Source organism: Coprobacter sp. (assembly GCF_982436375.1).
Window position 1 is genome coordinate 1 of record NZ_CEWDCG010000043.1, and the last position, 17,246, is coordinate 17,246.

The window sequence follows — 17,246 nt, forward strand, 5'->3', positions numbered from 1 at the left end:
CAGTTTATCCATTGCACTGTCTGATTGGGAAGGTGCATACTGAGCAAATTCGCAGGTATCCAATATTTCCATAAAATGATTTACCAAATCTTCACTTGCTCCATATTTAGCTAATTCGGTAGCCACATTATCCCGAGTCAATTCTGATAACGGTAAACTTAATTTATCGCTCAAATATCCCCATACAGCCTGCAGGACTTCATTGTAAAACGCTTCTTTTTGATGTTCTTTTAAATATTTTCCCGCAGCTTTCAACCTTCGAGTCGCTACTTTATTGGCTTTCTTCGTTTTCATTAAAGTAACATTTGCATTCTCCCGAGCCTGCTTCCGATTGATAATTACAAATATAATAAAAAACAATGCAGGCAAAATATACCACAGCCAATATCCCGTACTTCCCCACATAATAGACGGAGATTTTTGCAAATGCAAATTTCCGGTTTTAATAAAATGAATATCTTGATTCAACATTTGCAAAGCTTCTTTATCCGTAAAATTGGAGATCTGAGATGAAGAACCGCCTGTGCCTTTTTCTACTTTTAAATGATATTCCGGCGTTGTCAAAGTCTTATAGCTATTCGAATGAACGTCGAAATATGAAAAATCAATTCCCGGAATAACAAAATCTCCTGCATTACGAGGGATAGCTGTATATTCTATCGTGCGGACACCTTCTACTCCGGACGTCGTATTTTGAGTTTTCACATCAATCTTTGGATCATAAACCTCAAAATCTGCAGGGAATTTGATCTCCGGATTCTTTACATATTTAAGATTTCCCACCCCTTTGATCTGCAATTTTACAGTTACGGCTTCATTGGTTTTCAAATTCTCTCTATTTATAGAAGATGTAACCGTAAATGTTCCTACTGCTCCCATATATGAGGCCGGTTTTCCTGCAGGCAACGGCAATACTTCTACCGTAACCGGTTGTGTACGCACTGTCTTTTTTACTTCCTGCAAACCTCGCATCATACCGAAAGGTCCTCTCATAGGACGAACGACCTGTAATGCCATATCGAATTTACCGGGATTAATCGTTATTTTCCCCGAACGTTGAGGAAATAACAAAGCTCTCTTAATCACAACTGTCGTATAATTAGCTCCGTCATAGTGATCTAACTCAAACTGAGGATTCTGAATCGGCATATCCTGAACTACAAAGCCGTCAAAACTCGGAAAAGTATAATTCTCAAGTCCCATATTGGCAGCTTTGGTATATAATTTTATAGTTGCCAATATAGCTTCTTGCTCATATACCTTTGTTCTTGAAAGTATCAAACGGGCAAATGTCGTTGCGTCTGTTCCTGCAGAACTCTGAGCCGAAGGTGCATATTCCCTGTCATCATCAGAACCAGCATCGGAATTTTTATCCGGAGGCAAAATTTTTAAATTGAGAGTATTGGATGTCAATTGTTTTCTGCCTGCCCGAATAGTTGCAGATCCTATCTTATAAGTTCCTTCTTTAATCGCCTTTAACGTATAAGTGTAAGATTCTTCTGTTTGAGTTGTTGTTTTTCCATTTATACTGGTAAACTGCGACCCTTGAGAAACTGCCGGACCAAAAAGAACATTACATCCGGGAAATTCCGGGACTCTTAAATCTTGACCATTTGCATTGATTAACGTAAATGTTATCTGGAATGTCTGCCCTTTAATAACCTGTCCCGGCGCCGAAGCAGAAAATTTCACCCCATCAGCAAAACCGGATGAAATAGTACTGAAAAAAACCGCTATTATGAAAAATAATTTTTTCATTTTTATATATACTATTTTTTATTACTTATATAGACTGATATTTCCGTTGAGCTTCATTAAACCTCTTTTCACGAGTTTTTTCACTCTCCGGCAATATTTTTATTTTTACTTTTTTTGTCTTCAAAACCTTACCATTTACATCTACTGAAGCAGAAGGGAACTTAACTTTTCCGGTCTTCTTTGCCTTCAATATCAATGTATATACCGTTTCGATCGGAGTACGCCCCCAAAACGAAAAACCTCCATTGCGAGAAACCTCTGGTCCGTAAACCAATTCGCAATTTTTTACTATCGGAAGATTAAAATTTTCTCCTTGAGCATTTTTTAAAACAAAAACAGCCTTAAATGTTTTCCCCACTTCTACTTTTTCCGGGACAACAGCTATAAATGATATAACATTATCAGAATATTCTTGTTCCGTGGATTTGTCAAGTAAAATCGTACGTGAGGTAGTCTTCAATAAATTTCCATCAACTCTGACTGTTGCAGAACCTATTTTCACCTTCTTTTTACGATCGGTTTTCAAGATATATGTATAATCTGTATAACTCTGAGACCAGCCTATTCCCCACTCCATTATATATTGTGAAGGACGAGAAACTACAGGTCCTTTTATTACTTGGCATCCGCTAAACTCCGGAGCTCTGAAATCTTGTCCTTCAGCATTTTCAAGACGAAAAATCAGCGTAAATTCCTGACCTGAATAAACTTTTTCCGGAACAATCAATTCAAAACGCACATTATTTCTTCCATAAGTCGCAACACTTATGAGAAAAAATATGAACACAGTGAATTTTGCTTTTTTTATCATGCCGAATAAGTTTTAATCTTTACATTATCATTACCATTCCTTGTCCGTCTTCTTTCGTTTCTGCTGTTGCATCATAGCTTTACGGACTTTTTCTTGAGTATTCCGTTCATCTTGCTGCATAGCATCCAATATCTGTTGTGCATTTTCTTTAGACATTTGAGGAGAAGATGATTGTTGTTTATCCTGGTCTTTCTTATCCTGTTTATTGTCTTTAGGATTTTGCTGTTGATTTTTATCTTGGTCCTTATTATCTTTATTTTGGTCTTTTTGGTCTTTATTATCCTTATTCTGATTTTTATTTTGATCCTGATTTTTTTGGTCTTGTTGTTGTTTCTTTAAAAGCAACTGAGCCAAACGCAAATTATAGCGTGCTTCGTCATCTTTCGGATTACGCCGCAATGCATTTTTATACGCATCTATACTCTCAGCATATTTTTTATCCTGCATAAATACATTTCCCATGTTGTACCAAGCTTGAGCACTTTTTATACTATCGGTTTCCAATGTCGCCGCTTTTTTATATTGTTCGAAAGCTGCTTCATATTTTCCTTGACGAAACAATGAATTTCCCAAATTATACATTCCCATCCATGAGTCGGGATTGGCATCCAATGCCTTTCTGTACTCAATTTCCGATTCGGTATATTTCTCATCGGAATATAGTTTATTTCCGCCACGAATGCTGTTTCGTTCAGCTTTTTTATTTACTTCTTTACTTGAGGACATAGGTTCTTTTGCCGAATTCTGAGCAGAAAGTACGGTAAAACAACACAATGAAACTATCATTATTATATATTTCATAACCTTTCCGTTTTAAGTGTCCGGTCCATTTATCGACCAAAAACAATTTTATTTAGTAAAGAAATTAAATTTCTTCATCCACTCGTTTTTCCGATCTAAAATAAAAATATCAACCAGCAACAACAAAAGTACAATCCAAGCAAGTCCTTGAAACTGTTCGTCATATTCCGAATATACTTTACTTTCGATATCTGATTTTTTCATTTTTTTTATCTGGCTGGTCAGAGCCCGCAAAGCGCTGTTCGTATTATCCGCCGTTACATAAATACCCTCTCCGGCTTTAGCAATTTCTTGTCCCATCTGTTCATTCAATTTAGTAATGACAACATTTCCCTCATTGTCTTTTCTGAAATCACTACTTTCATTACTCATCGGAATAGGAGATCCTTGTGGAGAACCTATTCCGATCACATCCACACGAATACCTTTTTTTGCAGCTTCTGCAGCCATTGCAACCGCATCATCTTCATGATTTTCTCCATCTGTAATCACGATAATCGCTTTATCGGCACTTTCATCCGGAGTAAACGAATTCATTGCCAAACTAATCGCCCTTCCTATTGCTGTCCCTTGAGTAGGAACCATATTGGGATCGATACTGGACAAAAACATTTTTGCCGAAACAAAATCTGAAGTTATCGGTAATTGCGTATATGCATCTCCGGCAAACACGATTAATCCGACTTTATCGTTATCCAATTCATCAACCAACTTAGATAACATCATCTTGGCTTTTTCCAAACGACTCGGATTAATATCACGAGCCAACATCGAATTAGAAACATCCAACGCCACTACTATTTCTACACCTTGTTTTTTCACAGTCTCCACTTTTGCTCCCATTTGAGGTCTGGCAATCAAAAATACCAAAACAATCAATGCCAACTGTTGTAAAAAGAACTTTGTTCCAGGTTTATATTTTGAAACATCCGGCATTAAAGGTTCAAGTGTTTTTACATGACCAAACTTTGCCAAATTTTTCTTTTTTTTGTACACACTATAAAAGTAAAGCACCCATATTAGCGGTACTATAAGAAGAAGATATAAATATTCTGGTTGTGCAAATCGAAACATAATCAAATCATTTAAGGAATGTTTCTTAATAGAGTATTTCTCAAAACAATCTCACAAATCAACAAAATCAGAGCCATCATTGCCCACGGCATAAAGTTCTCTTCTCTACGGCTAAATTCTGTTACCGTCAATTTTGTTTTTTCCAACTTGTCGATTTCTGAGAATATATTTTTCAAAACACCTTTATTCGTAGCCCTGAAATATTCTCCTCCCGTAGTAGAGGCAATTTGTTTCAAAGTAACTTCATCTATTTCTACTGGAATATTCTGATATTCGATACCATACGGGGTCTGAACCGGATACGGAGCAGTTCCCTGTGTCCCTACTCCAATCGTATATACTCGAATACCGAACGATTTTGCAATCTGTGCAGCCGTAACCGGAGCAATATCCCCAGCATTGTTAGTACCATCTGTTAACAATATTATCGTCTTCGACTTTGCCGGACCGTCTTTAATACGATTTACAGCTGTTGCGAGTCCGTCTCCGATGGCTGTCATATCGGCAATCATACCGCACTGAACATCTTTCAATAAGTTCAACAAGACGGCATGGTCTGTAGTCATCGGACACATTGTAAAACTTTCTCCTGCAAATATTACCAACCCGATATTATCATGCGTACGCCCGGTTATAAATTGTGCCGCAACATCTTTTGCCGCATCGATACGATTGGGCTTAAAATCTCGTGCCAACATACTTGTCGATATATCTAAAGCGACGACAATATCAACCCCTTCTGTCGTTTGGTTTTCCCACTTATCTGTCGATTGAGGACGGGCCAACGCTACAATCACACATGCAACAACGCCTAAACGCAAAATAAAACGCAAATGTCGCAAATAAGCCTTATAAGTCGTCGGCAATTTATCAAAAGCGAAAGTTGACGAAACCTGCAATGAGGCTTGGGCTTTTTTTTGCTTCATAATATACCAGACTATTGCCGGAAGAAGCAAAAGTAACAACCATAAATATAGAGGATTCGCAAATATCATAATTCATCTTTTTTATCAGAACCGGATATAGAGGTTTTATCTTCATCGACCTGTACTCCGTTTTCTTTTTTCTCTTCGTTTGTAGAGGGCTGTTCTTCAACGACTTTCGTCTCTTCAACAAAAGTTATTGCATCCCGCATTGTTGCTTCATTATCATCCGGAAGTGGTCTCATTTTTGCAAATTTCACAAAATCAGCCATTTCCAAAATTTGTTTTAACTGTGTATCAACAGCTTTAGTTTCTTTATTAGAACGCAAAACAGACAAAATCTGAGATGATGTCATCTCCATTGCATTAATATGAAAACGATCATCAATATATTCACGCAAAATCTCAGTTAACCGAGTATAGTACTCTTTTTCCTGCCCATTCTGCCAAAGTTTATCTTCCTTTAAAACCGCCAAAGCTTTTAATGCGCGCTCGTGTGGAGGCAACAGATCCTCCGGAGAAACAGTCTTCTCTTCGGGTCTCTTTTTCTTCCTATAATAAAGATATCCGGCAACGATCAAAGCCAATAAAATAATGATACCTATAATTGTAAGAAGTGTATCCGAAATATAATCGAACAATACAAACGGAGGCTCTTGTACTCCTTTTATATCAATTGCAGCCTGAGTCGTATCAACTTCTACCGGAACGACTTTCAAACTCAATGTCTGAGTAGAAAATGTATCATTGTTTAAAATATACCGAAATGGCGGTATATAATAGAAACCCGAATCAAAAGAGGTTACTAAAATATCTCTATTGATTTGAATGCGATCATTGCCCAACAACACGGTGTCAGGCTTCGAAACATTCAATATTTCTACTCCGGTAACCAATGTATCATTTAAAACCGGCATAGAAATCATTTTATTTTTATCCTGTACGAGTTCCAGATGTATCCGCGTCTGCTCTCCCATCCATATAGATGCCGAATCCATCCGAGCTCGAACGACAGGGTCTCCGGCAAAAACCGGACAAACTATAAAGATAGCCGACACCATTGCGAAAAACTTCATCAATAATTCCTTATAAATATCTTTCATCTCAGAATTTCTATTTTTATCCGTTATAAAGCTTATCATCCCCTATGCTTAAACAGATTCATCAAAGCCAATACGTAATCTTCATCCGTAGCGATAGCAGTTATATCGACTCTGCTCTTGCGAGCAGCATCCAACACACGATCTTGACGTTGAGACCACCATTGAGAGTATGTATCTCTCACTCTCTTGGAAGAAGTATCGATCCACTTTTCCTCACCCCGTTCGGAGTCCTGCATTTTCATCAATCCGACATTCGGAAGTTCGGACTCTCTCTTATCGTACACCTGAACAGCTACAACATCATGCTTACGGTTGGCTATCGATAAAGCATTTTTAAAATTTTCTTCGGTAATAAAATCCGAAATGAAAAATGCCGTACACCTTTTCTTGATCGCATTAGTCAAATATTCTAATACCAAAGATAAATTCGTACCCGTATGCTCAGGCTGAAAATCAATTAACTCCCGAATAATATAGAGGATATGTTTTCTTCCTTTTTTCGGCGGAATAAATTTCTCTATTTGATCTGAAAAAAAGATGACTCCTATTTTGTCGTTATTTTGTATTGCAGAAAATGCCAATGTTGCGGCAATCTCGGTCATCACCTCCTTTTTCGATTCACCTACAGCACCAAAATTACGGCTACCGGAAACATCGATAAGCAGCATGACTGTCAATTCCCGCTCTTCCTCAAAAACTTTGATATAAGGTTTATGATGGCGGGCTGTTACATTCCAATCGATATCCCGGACATCATCTCCAAACTGATATTCCCGAACTTCGGAAAAGGCCATACCTCTCCCTTTAAAAGCCGTATGGTACTGCCCCGCAAAGATATTACGGGATAGTCCCCGCGTCTTTATTTCGATCTGGCGGACTTTTTTTAATAATTCTGTCGTCTCCATACGTTATAATCTCCGGAATATTCTTAATTTAGGGAACTTCTACCTTATTCAATATTTCACTGATCACCTCCTCAGACGTAACATTGTTTGCTTCTGCCTCATAACTTAAACCGATACGATGCCGCATCACGTCATGACACACAGCACGAACGTCTTCAGGAATCACATATCCCCGTTGTTTCAAGAATGCATACGAGCGAGCTGCTAAAGCCAGATTGATAGATGCACGTGGAGAAGCCCCGAATGAAATCATGTCCTTTATATCTCCCAAACCATAGTCTTGAGGAAAACGAGTTGCAAATACGATGTCAACGATATAACGTTCGATTTTCTCATCTATATATACTTTCCGGACAATATTACGCGTCTCGATAATTTCCTCAGCCTTTAATACAGGTTGAACTTTGGCTCTTTCTCCGGATATATTCTGACGGATAATCAATCTTTCTTCTTCTTTTTTAGGATAACCTATGATTACCTTCAACATGAAACGGTCAACTTGTGCTTCAGGCAGAGGATATGTACCTTCTTGTTCGATCGGGTTTTGAGTAGCCAAGACAAGAAACGGATCATCCAGTTTATAAGTTTCCTCTCCGATTGTCACCTGACGTTCCTGCATCGCCTCTAACAAAGCACTTTGTACTTTTGCCGGTGCACGGTTTATTTCATCTGCCAAAACGAAATTTGCAAAAACAGGTCCTTTCTTTACTTGAAACTGCTCTTTTGCCTGACTATATACCATCGTACCGATCACATCGGCCGGAAGTAAATCGGGAGTGAACTGAATACGATTATACTTAGCATCAATTAATGAAGCAAGTGTCTTAATAGCCAATGTTTTTGCCAATCCGGGAACACCTTCTAACAAAATATGTCCGTTAGACAACAATCCGATTAAAAGAGAATCCACAAGATGTTTTTGACCCACAATGACCTGATCCATACCCATTGTAATCATATTGACAAAAGAACTTTTGCTGGCAATAAGTTCATTAAGTTCTCGAATATCAACTGTTTGACTCATATTTTTTCTTTTTAAATGAGTTATTTATAGTTATCGGTTTATTTTATTCTATGTAACGTTGCAAAAGTAGCCATGTTGCTTTTACATTTAACAATTTAGATGTTAAAAAAGAAAGAACTATATATTAAAAAAAACTAAGTCGCCCGGCTGAATCCAACGGACGACTTAGGCTATTATAGATCATTTTTCATATCTTTTCAATATTTCCGCCGCGAGAGCCTTTGCTTTATCAACAGACTCTTTATTTCCCGAATTTATTCCATATTTATCCGGATCGGGAATAATCAAGGCCGTACCAATCGGAACATTATTCGGGTTTTTTATTTTCATTTTATTTTCCTCATAGATATAAACCCAAAAAGTCTTGTGTCCGTAATGTTTTAACGAAATAGTTGTCAAAAAAATACCGGGCTTTACAACTTCAATAACCGGAATTTTCGGTTCTTCTATTTCTTTTTGATGTTGTTGCAAATCTGTCGAATCAACTTTCTGACATTTTTCTTCATCTCGGACATCACTCCTTTGCTTTGCAACTTCATCCGCCGCATTCGACTTCCGTTTCATTACTGCCGTCGCTTTTATAGAATCTGTTACCATCGTTTCAACAACTGACAGAGAATCTTTGTTCTCATTTACGTCCGTTTTATTCTTTTTTATGGTAAAAGTTACAGGATGCATTGTCAGATTCACTTCTTTATACGAATCTGCTTTATCAAAATATACCCAACCCAAAGCGAACAATGAAATAAGAAGACAAGCTGACAGAAATCCTGAAATATACCCCATTTTGGTACGGCGTCTAAATTCACCTTCTATATCTACATTTTCAGGCCGGACAGACTTCTGCAAAGGCTGTAATGAAACTTCCTTTTTATCTGTATTTTTCTCCTCATTAACAGATTCCGAAACACTTTCAGATTTCGATGAAGAATATTTTTCCTCTTCGTCACGATCTTCATGAGAAATTGAAGTTGTGGTTTTCGTTGCAGCTTCATCGCCATCTATCACACCGACCTCATCCTCATCAAAATCCAAAAGATCTTCGCTCTCCTCATCTTCCTCCTCTGTCAAGACGGCATCGGTCATAACATCATCAGGAAGGATTTCCGCTTCAAAACAAGCGAACGGAGCGTTAACTGCTTCTTTAAGATTTTTATCCGGAGTAAAAGTCAATTTATAATGTCCGGGGATTTCAAAAGGTAATCCTGTTTGGATATTGACACTAGCCCTTTTCTCTACCCAGATAGCTTTAAAAACACCTAATCCGTTAATTTTCAAAGACTCTCCTTTGGAGATAACTTCAGATGCCAACCCAAAGAACTCCCTTAAAAAGAGTTCTGCATCTTTCTTGGTACATTTGGCCTTTTGAGCAAGAAGATCCGCCAAATCGGGCATAGTTATTTTATTGTTCATCTCCAGAAATATCTTTTAATCGATTCTTGATTACCGTTCCCGGTTTAAAACCCAATACTATTTTGGGGGGAATGAGCATTCGCTTGCCGGTTGCCGGATTTACAGATACCCGTTCCATTTTTTTTCGAGGCTCAAAAGTCCCGAATCCTTGTATAGACAATGTATCCATCTGGCCGCAACGATCTTTTAATATTTGCAACATATCTGAAAAAAGATTATCTATTTCTTTTTTATCTTTTCCCAATCTGCTTTGAAGTTCTTCTATAAATTGTTTATGTTCCACGTAACCATTATTTAAACAATTCGGATGCTATATTACACTTTTTTTTCGGTTTTTCAAAATAATCATCTTTCATTAAGACAAAACAAAATATCTCGACACTCTGTTTAATTATTTTCAAAAAATCGGATACAAAATAACGAAATAAATCTTATATTTACCTATCTGATATAAAAGTTTACACGGATGGACGAGAATCGAATTTTTTTTAAAAGAGATATCAGTTGGTTATCTTTTAATTATCGGGTTCTATCAGAATCCCAAAATAAGAAATTACCAATATTCGAAAGAATTAAATTTTTATCTATATTCTCTTCGAATTTAGAGGAATTTTACAAAATACGCATATCGGAATATCGTCAAACCATTGCTCAGGAAAACAGCGAACCCGAGCTAAAATCTCGCGCAAAAGCGACTCTATATGAAATCAACAAAGAGGTAAGTCGACAAATGCAAGATTTCTTTTTTATATTTCGAGATGAAATATTACCGGAACTCGCCCGAAATAATATCATTTTATACCAAGGAGAACAACCTATAATAGAAATGCACCGAGCTTTTATCCGAAACTATTTTTATGACGAAATATTCCCTTTTTTACAACCCGTTCTAATTTTAAAAGATGATATTTCGTCTTTTTTGCGGGATAACAGACTTTATTTGGTCATAAAACTTTATAAAAAAAGCAATGCCGAACTATGTTATGCTCTAATAAAAATTCCGTTTTCCAAAGTCCCCAGATTCATTTCTCTTCCGTCTATCGGAGAAACTCATTATTTGATGTTCATAGACGATGCAATCGGATACAATCTAGACATCGTATTTCCGGGATTTATCGTAGATTCTTATTATAGTATTCGAATATCCCGAGATGCAGACTTTTCAATCGATCCACATCGGAATTATGATCTGGTGAAAGAGATCCAAAAAAGCGTAAAAAAGAGAAAAACGGGAAGAGCAAACCGCATGGTTTACAATCATAGAATGCCGGCAGATATGCTCCAATATTTATGTGAAACATATCATATCCCGGAATCTCAGTGTATTCCGGCCGGACGTTATTTGACGTTGGAAGACCTTATCAAACTTCCTAATCCAGGTTCTCCCAGTCTCTCATCCCGAACATTCTCCCCCATGCGGGTTGCTCTATTCGACCGATCAGGTTCGATGTTCAAGGTCATAAAAAACCAAGATATCTTATTGCACTACCCTTATCAATCGTTCGACTATCTAATCCGTTTCCTTACCGAAGCCGCCTATGATCCTAAAGTCGATGAGATAAAGATCACCCAATATAGGGTTGCTGAGGAATCGGCAGTAGTAAATGCTCTTATCACTGCTGCGAAAAACGGGAAAAGAGTCACGGTCTTCGTAGAGTTGAAAGCCCGATTTGATGAAGAAAACAATATCGCCACTTCTGAACGAATGAAAAAATATGGAATAAAAATAATATATAGTACTCCCGGATTGAAAGTTCATGCAAAAGTGGCATTGATTCTACGCCGTTCGGAAAGAGGTGGAAATATTGAAAAAAGTTTTGCTTATTTGAGTACCGGAAATTTTAATGAAAAAACAGCCAAGATATATTCTGATATGGGCTTGTTTACTTATAATACGACACTGATACAAGATTTGAATTTATTGTTCAACATCCTTGAAGGTAAAACCGCATATCCTCATTTCGAGCAATTAATTGTATCTCCGTTTAACATGCTTTCTTCATTAAAAGAAAAAATAGCCCGCGAGATCGAACTCGCAAGGCAGGGAAAACAGGCATATCTCATTTTGAAAATGAACGGCCTACAAGATGAAGAAATGATCAGATTATTATATGATGCCAGTGAAGCAGGAGTAAAAATAGATTTAATTATTCGAGGCATCTGTTGCCTCGTTCCCAACCAGCCATATAGCCGGAACATAAAAATTATTCGCATTATCGACAAGTTTTTGGAGCATACCCGCATTTGGTACTTTAACTCCGATGGTAAAGAGGAAGTTTTCCTAAGCTCTGCCGACTGGATGAAAAGGAATCTGAGTCGCCGGATAGAAACTGCATTTCCCATCACAAATGAACAGATAAAACAAAAAATCATAAAGATATTACGACTTCAATTACAGGATAATACTCAGGCCTGTATTATCGATGAAAATCTACAAAATATTCCTGTAGTCGAAAATTCTGAAAAACCGGTAAGAGCTCAACAAGAAATATACGAACTTCTAAAAAATGAAGCCGAATCTACTACTCATATCTGAATCTAAAAAACGGGAAATAAGAGGATTGTTTTACCGTTTCGGTTTGTAAGGAAGCGATAAGTTCTGTAATATTAATTATCGGCAGTGGGTAGTTACCAAAAAACGAATCTGCACTTTTTAAAACCAGCATTCCCCTCAAAGTGCCGATCGAAACCCCGACCAATATACTCAACAGTTCGGGAGCTACAGAAACACTATAATCCCGAACACATACTACCGCTTCCATTTCTCCTACCTCGAAAGTTGATTTGATTTCATAAGTCAGCAAATCTTCAGAATTCGTATGATACACTACACCGACAATTAGTTCTATGATATTTCGACCAATATCAGGTAATATATTCAATAACAATTTTACAAAAACAGGCTCTTTCAAAGCTTCTCCCAATTTTGTTTTATCTCTATAAGACAATTCCTCTATTTTTACCAAACGTATCTGCATTGCGATTTTATCCATAATTCCGTTATTTTGAAAGTTAGAACAGATAAAAAATCAATAATGTTTATCTCATCCCATTTAAAAGAAAATCTACAAGAGTTTCTTGAACCAGAATTGTTATCTTTGTTCCCAGATTAAAATAGACTAAAATGAGCAAAGAGAAGAATCCATGGATAGTATCCACGATCATACTTTCTGTCCTTCTTTTGATGATTGCCGGACTATTCTGGTATCGTTATAACAATGAACATACAACATTCGAGATTGTCGATGATTTAGGGGGAAACATATTTCCTTCGGCTATTCTTTCCGTTGCGGTTTCCGACACACAAATTGTCGTTCCGGCAGATACTGCATATTTAGGAAATCCTAAATCGGGAATTGCAATTCTCATAAAATCGGGAAAACCTCATAGCAAAGTCAGAATTACAGTAGGTGCGACACCTTTTTTTGAAGAATCGGTTTCTGAATTTATCTTGGAAAAACCTAAAACCGAATATAGGATATATCCGGATATTATTTGGAAATACGATGCTTTAAAACAGGCCATACAGCCCTCTCCTGTCAGTGTAGCAATACAGGTCGAAATGAACTACAAGAAAATGGGAAGACATGTTAAAACCATGTCTGTAAGGAGTATAAACGAATGTCTATTGGGTTATATCGATGAAAAACAAAAATTCCATGACACCGGAATATTTTTTGCAGCTTATGTAAATGAAGACCATCCGATGATCGATATTATTTTAAGAGAAGCATTAAATACACGCATAGTAAACCGGTTTCTCGGTTATCAATATCAGGGAAAGTATGTAGAAAAACAAGTTTATGCAATCTGGAATGCTCTGCAAAAACGAAATTTGAAATATAGTTCTATATCTTCTTCAAGCTTGTCTTCAAATGTAGTCTTTTCTCAACGAGTACGTTTATTCGAGGATGTATTGGAATCTGCTCAAATAAATTGTGTGGACGGAAGCGTTTTATTTGCCTCATTACTGAAAGCAATCAATATAGATCCGATCTTGGTAAGAATGCCCGGTCACATGTTCGTGGGATATTATCTGGATAAAAGCCACACGAAAAAAAATTTTTTAGAAACTACAATGATAGGTGATGTCAATTTAGATGATTTTTTCCCTGAAGAACAATTAGACTCGACTATGGTAGGAAAAAGCCAAAACGAAATTTCATATACGATATTTAACAAGTCAAAAGAATATGCCAATAAACGGTACGAAGAAAATAAAATCTCTATAGAAAGTAAAAAGAAATTCTATACTCTCCTGGAAATATCCCGAAACATACGTAAAGACATACAACCTATAGGAAAATAATATATAGATACATGTCACCGATAATCAATATGTCGTATTTCTTCAGCCAAATAAAAAGCCTTTTCCATATCACATATTCCATATCCATAAGGTAATGCAGGATCAACATATCTATCGGAAGATCATTGTAGAACCTCTTCAAAAGAGATTCTCAACTCTGACCCGAGTAAAATTTAGACAGGACCTTAGAGAAAGGAATAGAAGAAATAACCGTTGTGATATTTTCACCTTTTTGATTGTCTGACTTTTGTATTTTACTAATTCGTCGCCCCCATTCCCGTCCCCTAAAAAATCAATAGAAGCCCTAAAGTATTGATTTTCAACAACTTTAGAGCTTCTATTGAGGTTCCTGGCGGATTCGAACCGCCGTAAACGGTTTTGCAGACCGGTGCCTAGCCACTCGGCCAAGGAACCTTATTTCTCATTTGCGATTGCAAAGGTAATGCATTTTTTTTAATCTGCAAGACAAATGAGAATTTTATTTCATTATTTAGAGACCTTTCCTTCCAAAATGTCTTTACAACAATCACTCTTCTTTCCACAACCCGAACAGCTACAACAAGATGCAGACTTTTTATCTTTACGAATAAATCGAATAATAGCTCTCAATAAATATAAAGCTACCAATATACCGATAATCCCGACAATTATATTCTGATTCATATATACCCTTTCTTTTTATATAAACAATTTCCCGATATTATAGATCAAAAAAGAGACAATCCAAGCAACTCCGGTATTATAAATAATCGTGAATAACCCCCATTTCCAACTCCCTGCTTCATTAGCCACCGCAACAATAGTAGCAATACAAGGAATATATAGCAAAACGAATGCCATAAAACTAATTGCAATCAATGGAGTAAAGTCTGGATGCCCCGTTTGAGGATTAGGTGCAGTAAGTTTTGCCGACAATGTTGCATCATCTTCTGAAGCACCTTCAGAATACAAAACACCTATAGTACTTACTACCAATTCTTTTGCCGCTGTACCGGAAATAAGAGCAATACTGACTTTCCAATTGAATCCGAGCGGTTCTAATACCGGCTCGATAAATTGTCCTATTTTCCCAATGTATGAATTTTGTTGCTGAACAAAACTTTCTTCTACAGTTGCATTCACTGTATCTGAAATAGAAGTTCTCGGATAATAACTTAAAAACCAGATAATAATAGATGCAACCAATATCAATCCACCCATTTTCTTCAAATATTGTTCAGCTTTTCCCCACATATGACGTAAAGTGGCTTTTGCCGTGGGAATCCGATAAGGTGGCAATTCCATAACAAAAGGTGTTTCATCCTTTTTAAACAAGAACTTCCGCAATAAACGTGCTGTAATGATAGCCACAATAATACCTAACAAATAAAGTCCTATGAAAACCAGACTTGCATGATCAGGAAAAAATATTCCGATCAATAAAACATATATAGGCAAACGTGCACTACAAGACATAAAAGGATTTATCAAAATAGTAATAAGCCGACTACTGCGACTCTCAATCGTACGAGATGCCATAATTGCGGGAACATTGCACCCAAAACCCATAACTAACGGAATGAAAGACTTACCGTGCAACCCTACCCTATGCATAATCTTGTCCATGATAAAAGCTGCGCGGGCCATATATCCCGAGTCTTCCATAAAGGAAATAAAAAGATACAATATCAATATATTCGGAAGAAAAACAATAACACCTCCTACTCCGCCAATAACACCATCCACAATCAGATCTTTCAATGGGCCGTCACTCATATATCTTTCCACCAAAGATCCTATCCATGCAACTCCGGATTCGATCCACTCCATCGGATACGCCCCTAATTTGAAGGTTGCTTCAAACATAACCCACATCAATAGAATAAAAATCGGAAAACCGAAAAGCTTATTCGTCACCAACGAATCTATTATATGAGTGGTACGAGCTTTTTCTCTATCTCCAGGAATTAAGGTCTCTTTCAAAGCACCCGAAATGAATCCGTATTTCTCATTAGAAACCGCAGTTTCCACGTCTTCTCCCAAAGTTTTTGAAATGCGCTGCACCTCTCTATTTCGCAATGTAATCAAGTCATTATAATCTGCCTTATCTTTCAATATAGATTCAACCTCTTTATCACCTTCAAGAAGTTTTATCGCCAAATAACGAGGTGAGAAATGCTGTTTTATTTGAGGATCGGTCTTCAATTCTTCTTTTAACACATTAATACCCGACTCAATTACTTTCCCATGATTGATATGTATATGCCTCACGGTCAAGTCTTGATTTTCATATACCCGAATAATCGTATCGAACAAATTATCGATTCCTTTGCCCGAACGCGAAACTGTGGGGACAATAGGTACTCCGATCATTTCACCTAATGTCTTATAATCCAGTACTGCCCCACTTTGCTCCAACTCATCATACATATTCAAAGCGATAACCATACTGAGATCCATATCGATAAGCTCGGTAGTGAGATATAAATTCCGCTCTAAATTAGAAGCGACAACGACATTTACAATAACATCGGGAGTTTGTTCAAATATATGACGACGCACATATAGTTCTTCAGGAGAATATGCCGACAACGAATATGTCCCCGGCAAATCATAAATATTAAAATGATACCCTTTATAATTGAAATATCCTTTCTTTGCATCGACCGTTACTCCACTATAATTTCCCACATGTTCGTGTGAACCAGATGCCACATTGAACAAAGAGGTTTTTCCACAATTAGGATTCCCCACGAGCGCTATATTAATCGTTTTTCCCGAGCGAACCACCGCTTTTCCGATAACATCATCGTTTTGAAGCACATTAGGATCTTCACAAGAGACCAAATCTACAGCTTCATTTTCCGTAAGAACTTCTATCATAGAAGCTTCACTTCTCCTTAAAGAAACTTCATAATCTAAAATTTTATACTTAATCGGGTCTTTTAACGGAGCATTCAATAAAACAGAAACCTTTTTCCCCCTGACAAATCCCATTTCTGTAATACGTTTACGAAAAGCTCCATGTCCCAAAACTTTGACAATTACAGCTTCATCACCAGTTTGCAGATCGGATAAACGCATACTACTCTTATTTTTTAAGTTATACCTAATTTGCGTTACAAAGATCACTATTTATTCTGATT

The 17,246-nt window shown here is 37.0% G+C and carries 15 protein-coding genes and 1 tRNA gene; 2 read left to right on the forward strand and 14 right to left on the reverse strand.

Annotation, left to right across the window (positions count from 1 at the left end; translation table 11 throughout):
* From AC1WHX_RS04165 to AC1WHX_RS04210, 10 genes are all read right to left on the reverse strand, one after another.
* Positions 1–1,758, reverse strand: a 1,758-nt coding sequence (locus AC1WHX_RS04165) for a BatD family protein (RefSeq protein ID WP_481228878.1), incomplete at its 3' end; no start/stop codon positions are given.
* Positions 1,759–1,783: 25 nt separating this feature from the next.
* Positions 1,784–2,569, reverse strand: a complete 786-nt coding sequence (locus AC1WHX_RS04170; RefSeq protein WP_122303611.1) for a BatD family protein — start codon at positions 2,567–2,569, stop codon at positions 1,784–1,786.
* 30 nt (positions 2,570–2,599) lie between these two features.
* Positions 2,600–3,370: a tetratricopeptide repeat protein gene (locus AC1WHX_RS04175; protein ID WP_031258029.1), complete on the reverse strand. Its 771-nt coding sequence runs from the start codon at positions 3,368–3,370 to the stop codon at positions 2,600–2,602.
* A gap of 48 nt (positions 3,371–3,418) precedes the next feature.
* Positions 3,419–4,444 carry a vWA domain-containing protein gene (locus AC1WHX_RS04180; RefSeq protein ID WP_122337814.1) on the reverse strand — a complete coding sequence of 342 codons (1,026 nt, stop codon included), beginning with the start codon at positions 4,442–4,444 and terminating at the stop codon, positions 3,419–3,421.
* An 11-nt stretch (positions 4,445–4,455) separates the two neighbouring features.
* Entirely contained in the window at positions 4,456–5,439 is a 984-nt protein-coding gene (locus AC1WHX_RS04185) for a vWA domain-containing protein (RefSeq protein ID WP_022599473.1), read from the reverse strand.
* On the reverse strand, positions 5,436–6,470 hold the full coding sequence (locus AC1WHX_RS04190) for an LPXTG cell wall anchor domain-containing protein (RefSeq protein WP_302545275.1): 1,035 nt from the start codon (positions 6,468–6,470) through the stop codon (positions 5,436–5,438). Before AC1WHX_RS04190 ends, AC1WHX_RS04185 begins: the two co-directional genes overlap by 4 nt.
* Positions 6,471–6,505: 35 nt before the next feature.
* On the reverse strand, positions 6,506–7,375 hold the full coding sequence (locus AC1WHX_RS04195) for a DUF58 domain-containing protein (protein WP_009316785.1): 870 nt from the start codon (positions 7,373–7,375) through the stop codon (positions 6,506–6,508).
* A gap of 28 nt (positions 7,376–7,403) precedes the next feature.
* Positions 7,404–8,399, reverse strand: a complete 996-nt coding sequence (locus AC1WHX_RS04200) for an AAA family ATPase (protein WP_009316784.1) — start codon at positions 8,397–8,399, stop codon at positions 7,404–7,406.
* A 180-nt stretch (positions 8,400–8,579) separates the two neighbouring features.
* Positions 8,580–9,812 carry an HU family DNA-binding protein gene (locus tag AC1WHX_RS04205; RefSeq protein ID WP_122337813.1) on the reverse strand — a complete coding sequence of 411 codons (1,233 nt, stop codon included), beginning with the start codon at positions 9,810–9,812 and terminating at the stop codon, positions 8,580–8,582.
* Complete coding sequence (locus tag AC1WHX_RS04210; protein WP_009316782.1) at positions 9,802–10,095, reverse strand: HU family DNA-binding protein; 294 nt, start codon at positions 10,093–10,095, stop codon at positions 9,802–9,804. The genes AC1WHX_RS04205 and AC1WHX_RS04210 overlap by 11 nt, the downstream gene beginning before the upstream one ends.
* Before the next feature lie 183 nt (positions 10,096–10,278).
* On the opposite strand from AC1WHX_RS04210, the gene ppk1 reads away from it, so the two are divergent.
* Positions 10,279–12,348 (forward strand): polyphosphate kinase 1, encoded by a 2,070-nt coding sequence (ppk1, locus tag AC1WHX_RS04215; RefSeq protein WP_303116530.1) that lies wholly within the window; start codon positions 10,279–10,281, stop codon positions 12,346–12,348.
* Here ppk1 and AC1WHX_RS04220 read toward each other — a convergent pair.
* Positions 12,335–12,805, reverse strand: a complete 471-nt coding sequence (locus AC1WHX_RS04220) for a hypothetical protein (protein ID WP_022599481.1) — start codon at positions 12,803–12,805, stop codon at positions 12,335–12,337. The genes ppk1 and AC1WHX_RS04220 overlap by 14 nt on opposite strands.
* Before the next feature lie 131 nt (positions 12,806–12,936).
* Here AC1WHX_RS04220 and AC1WHX_RS04225 point away from each other — a divergent pair, with 131 nt between their 5' ends.
* On the forward strand, positions 12,937–14,121 hold the full coding sequence (locus AC1WHX_RS04225; RefSeq protein WP_122337809.1) for a hypothetical protein: 1,185 nt from the start codon (positions 12,937–12,939) through the stop codon (positions 14,119–14,121).
* A 343-nt stretch (positions 14,122–14,464) separates the two neighbouring features.
* Here AC1WHX_RS04225 and AC1WHX_RS04230 read toward each other — a convergent pair.
* The 3 genes from AC1WHX_RS04230 to feoB form a co-directional block, all read right to left on the reverse strand.
* Positions 14,465–14,535, reverse strand: a tRNA-Cys gene (locus tag AC1WHX_RS04230).
* Between the two features lie 72 nt (positions 14,536–14,607).
* Complete coding sequence (locus AC1WHX_RS04235) at positions 14,608–14,784, reverse strand: FeoB-associated Cys-rich membrane protein (protein ID WP_009316778.1); 177 nt, start codon at positions 14,782–14,784, stop codon at positions 14,608–14,610.
* Between the two features lie 15 nt (positions 14,785–14,799).
* Positions 14,800–17,184, reverse strand: coding sequence for a ferrous iron transport protein B (feoB, locus tag AC1WHX_RS04240; protein WP_303116533.1), 2,385 nt, complete (start codon positions 17,182–17,184; stop codon positions 14,800–14,802).
* Positions 17,185–17,246 lie beyond the last annotated feature (62 nt).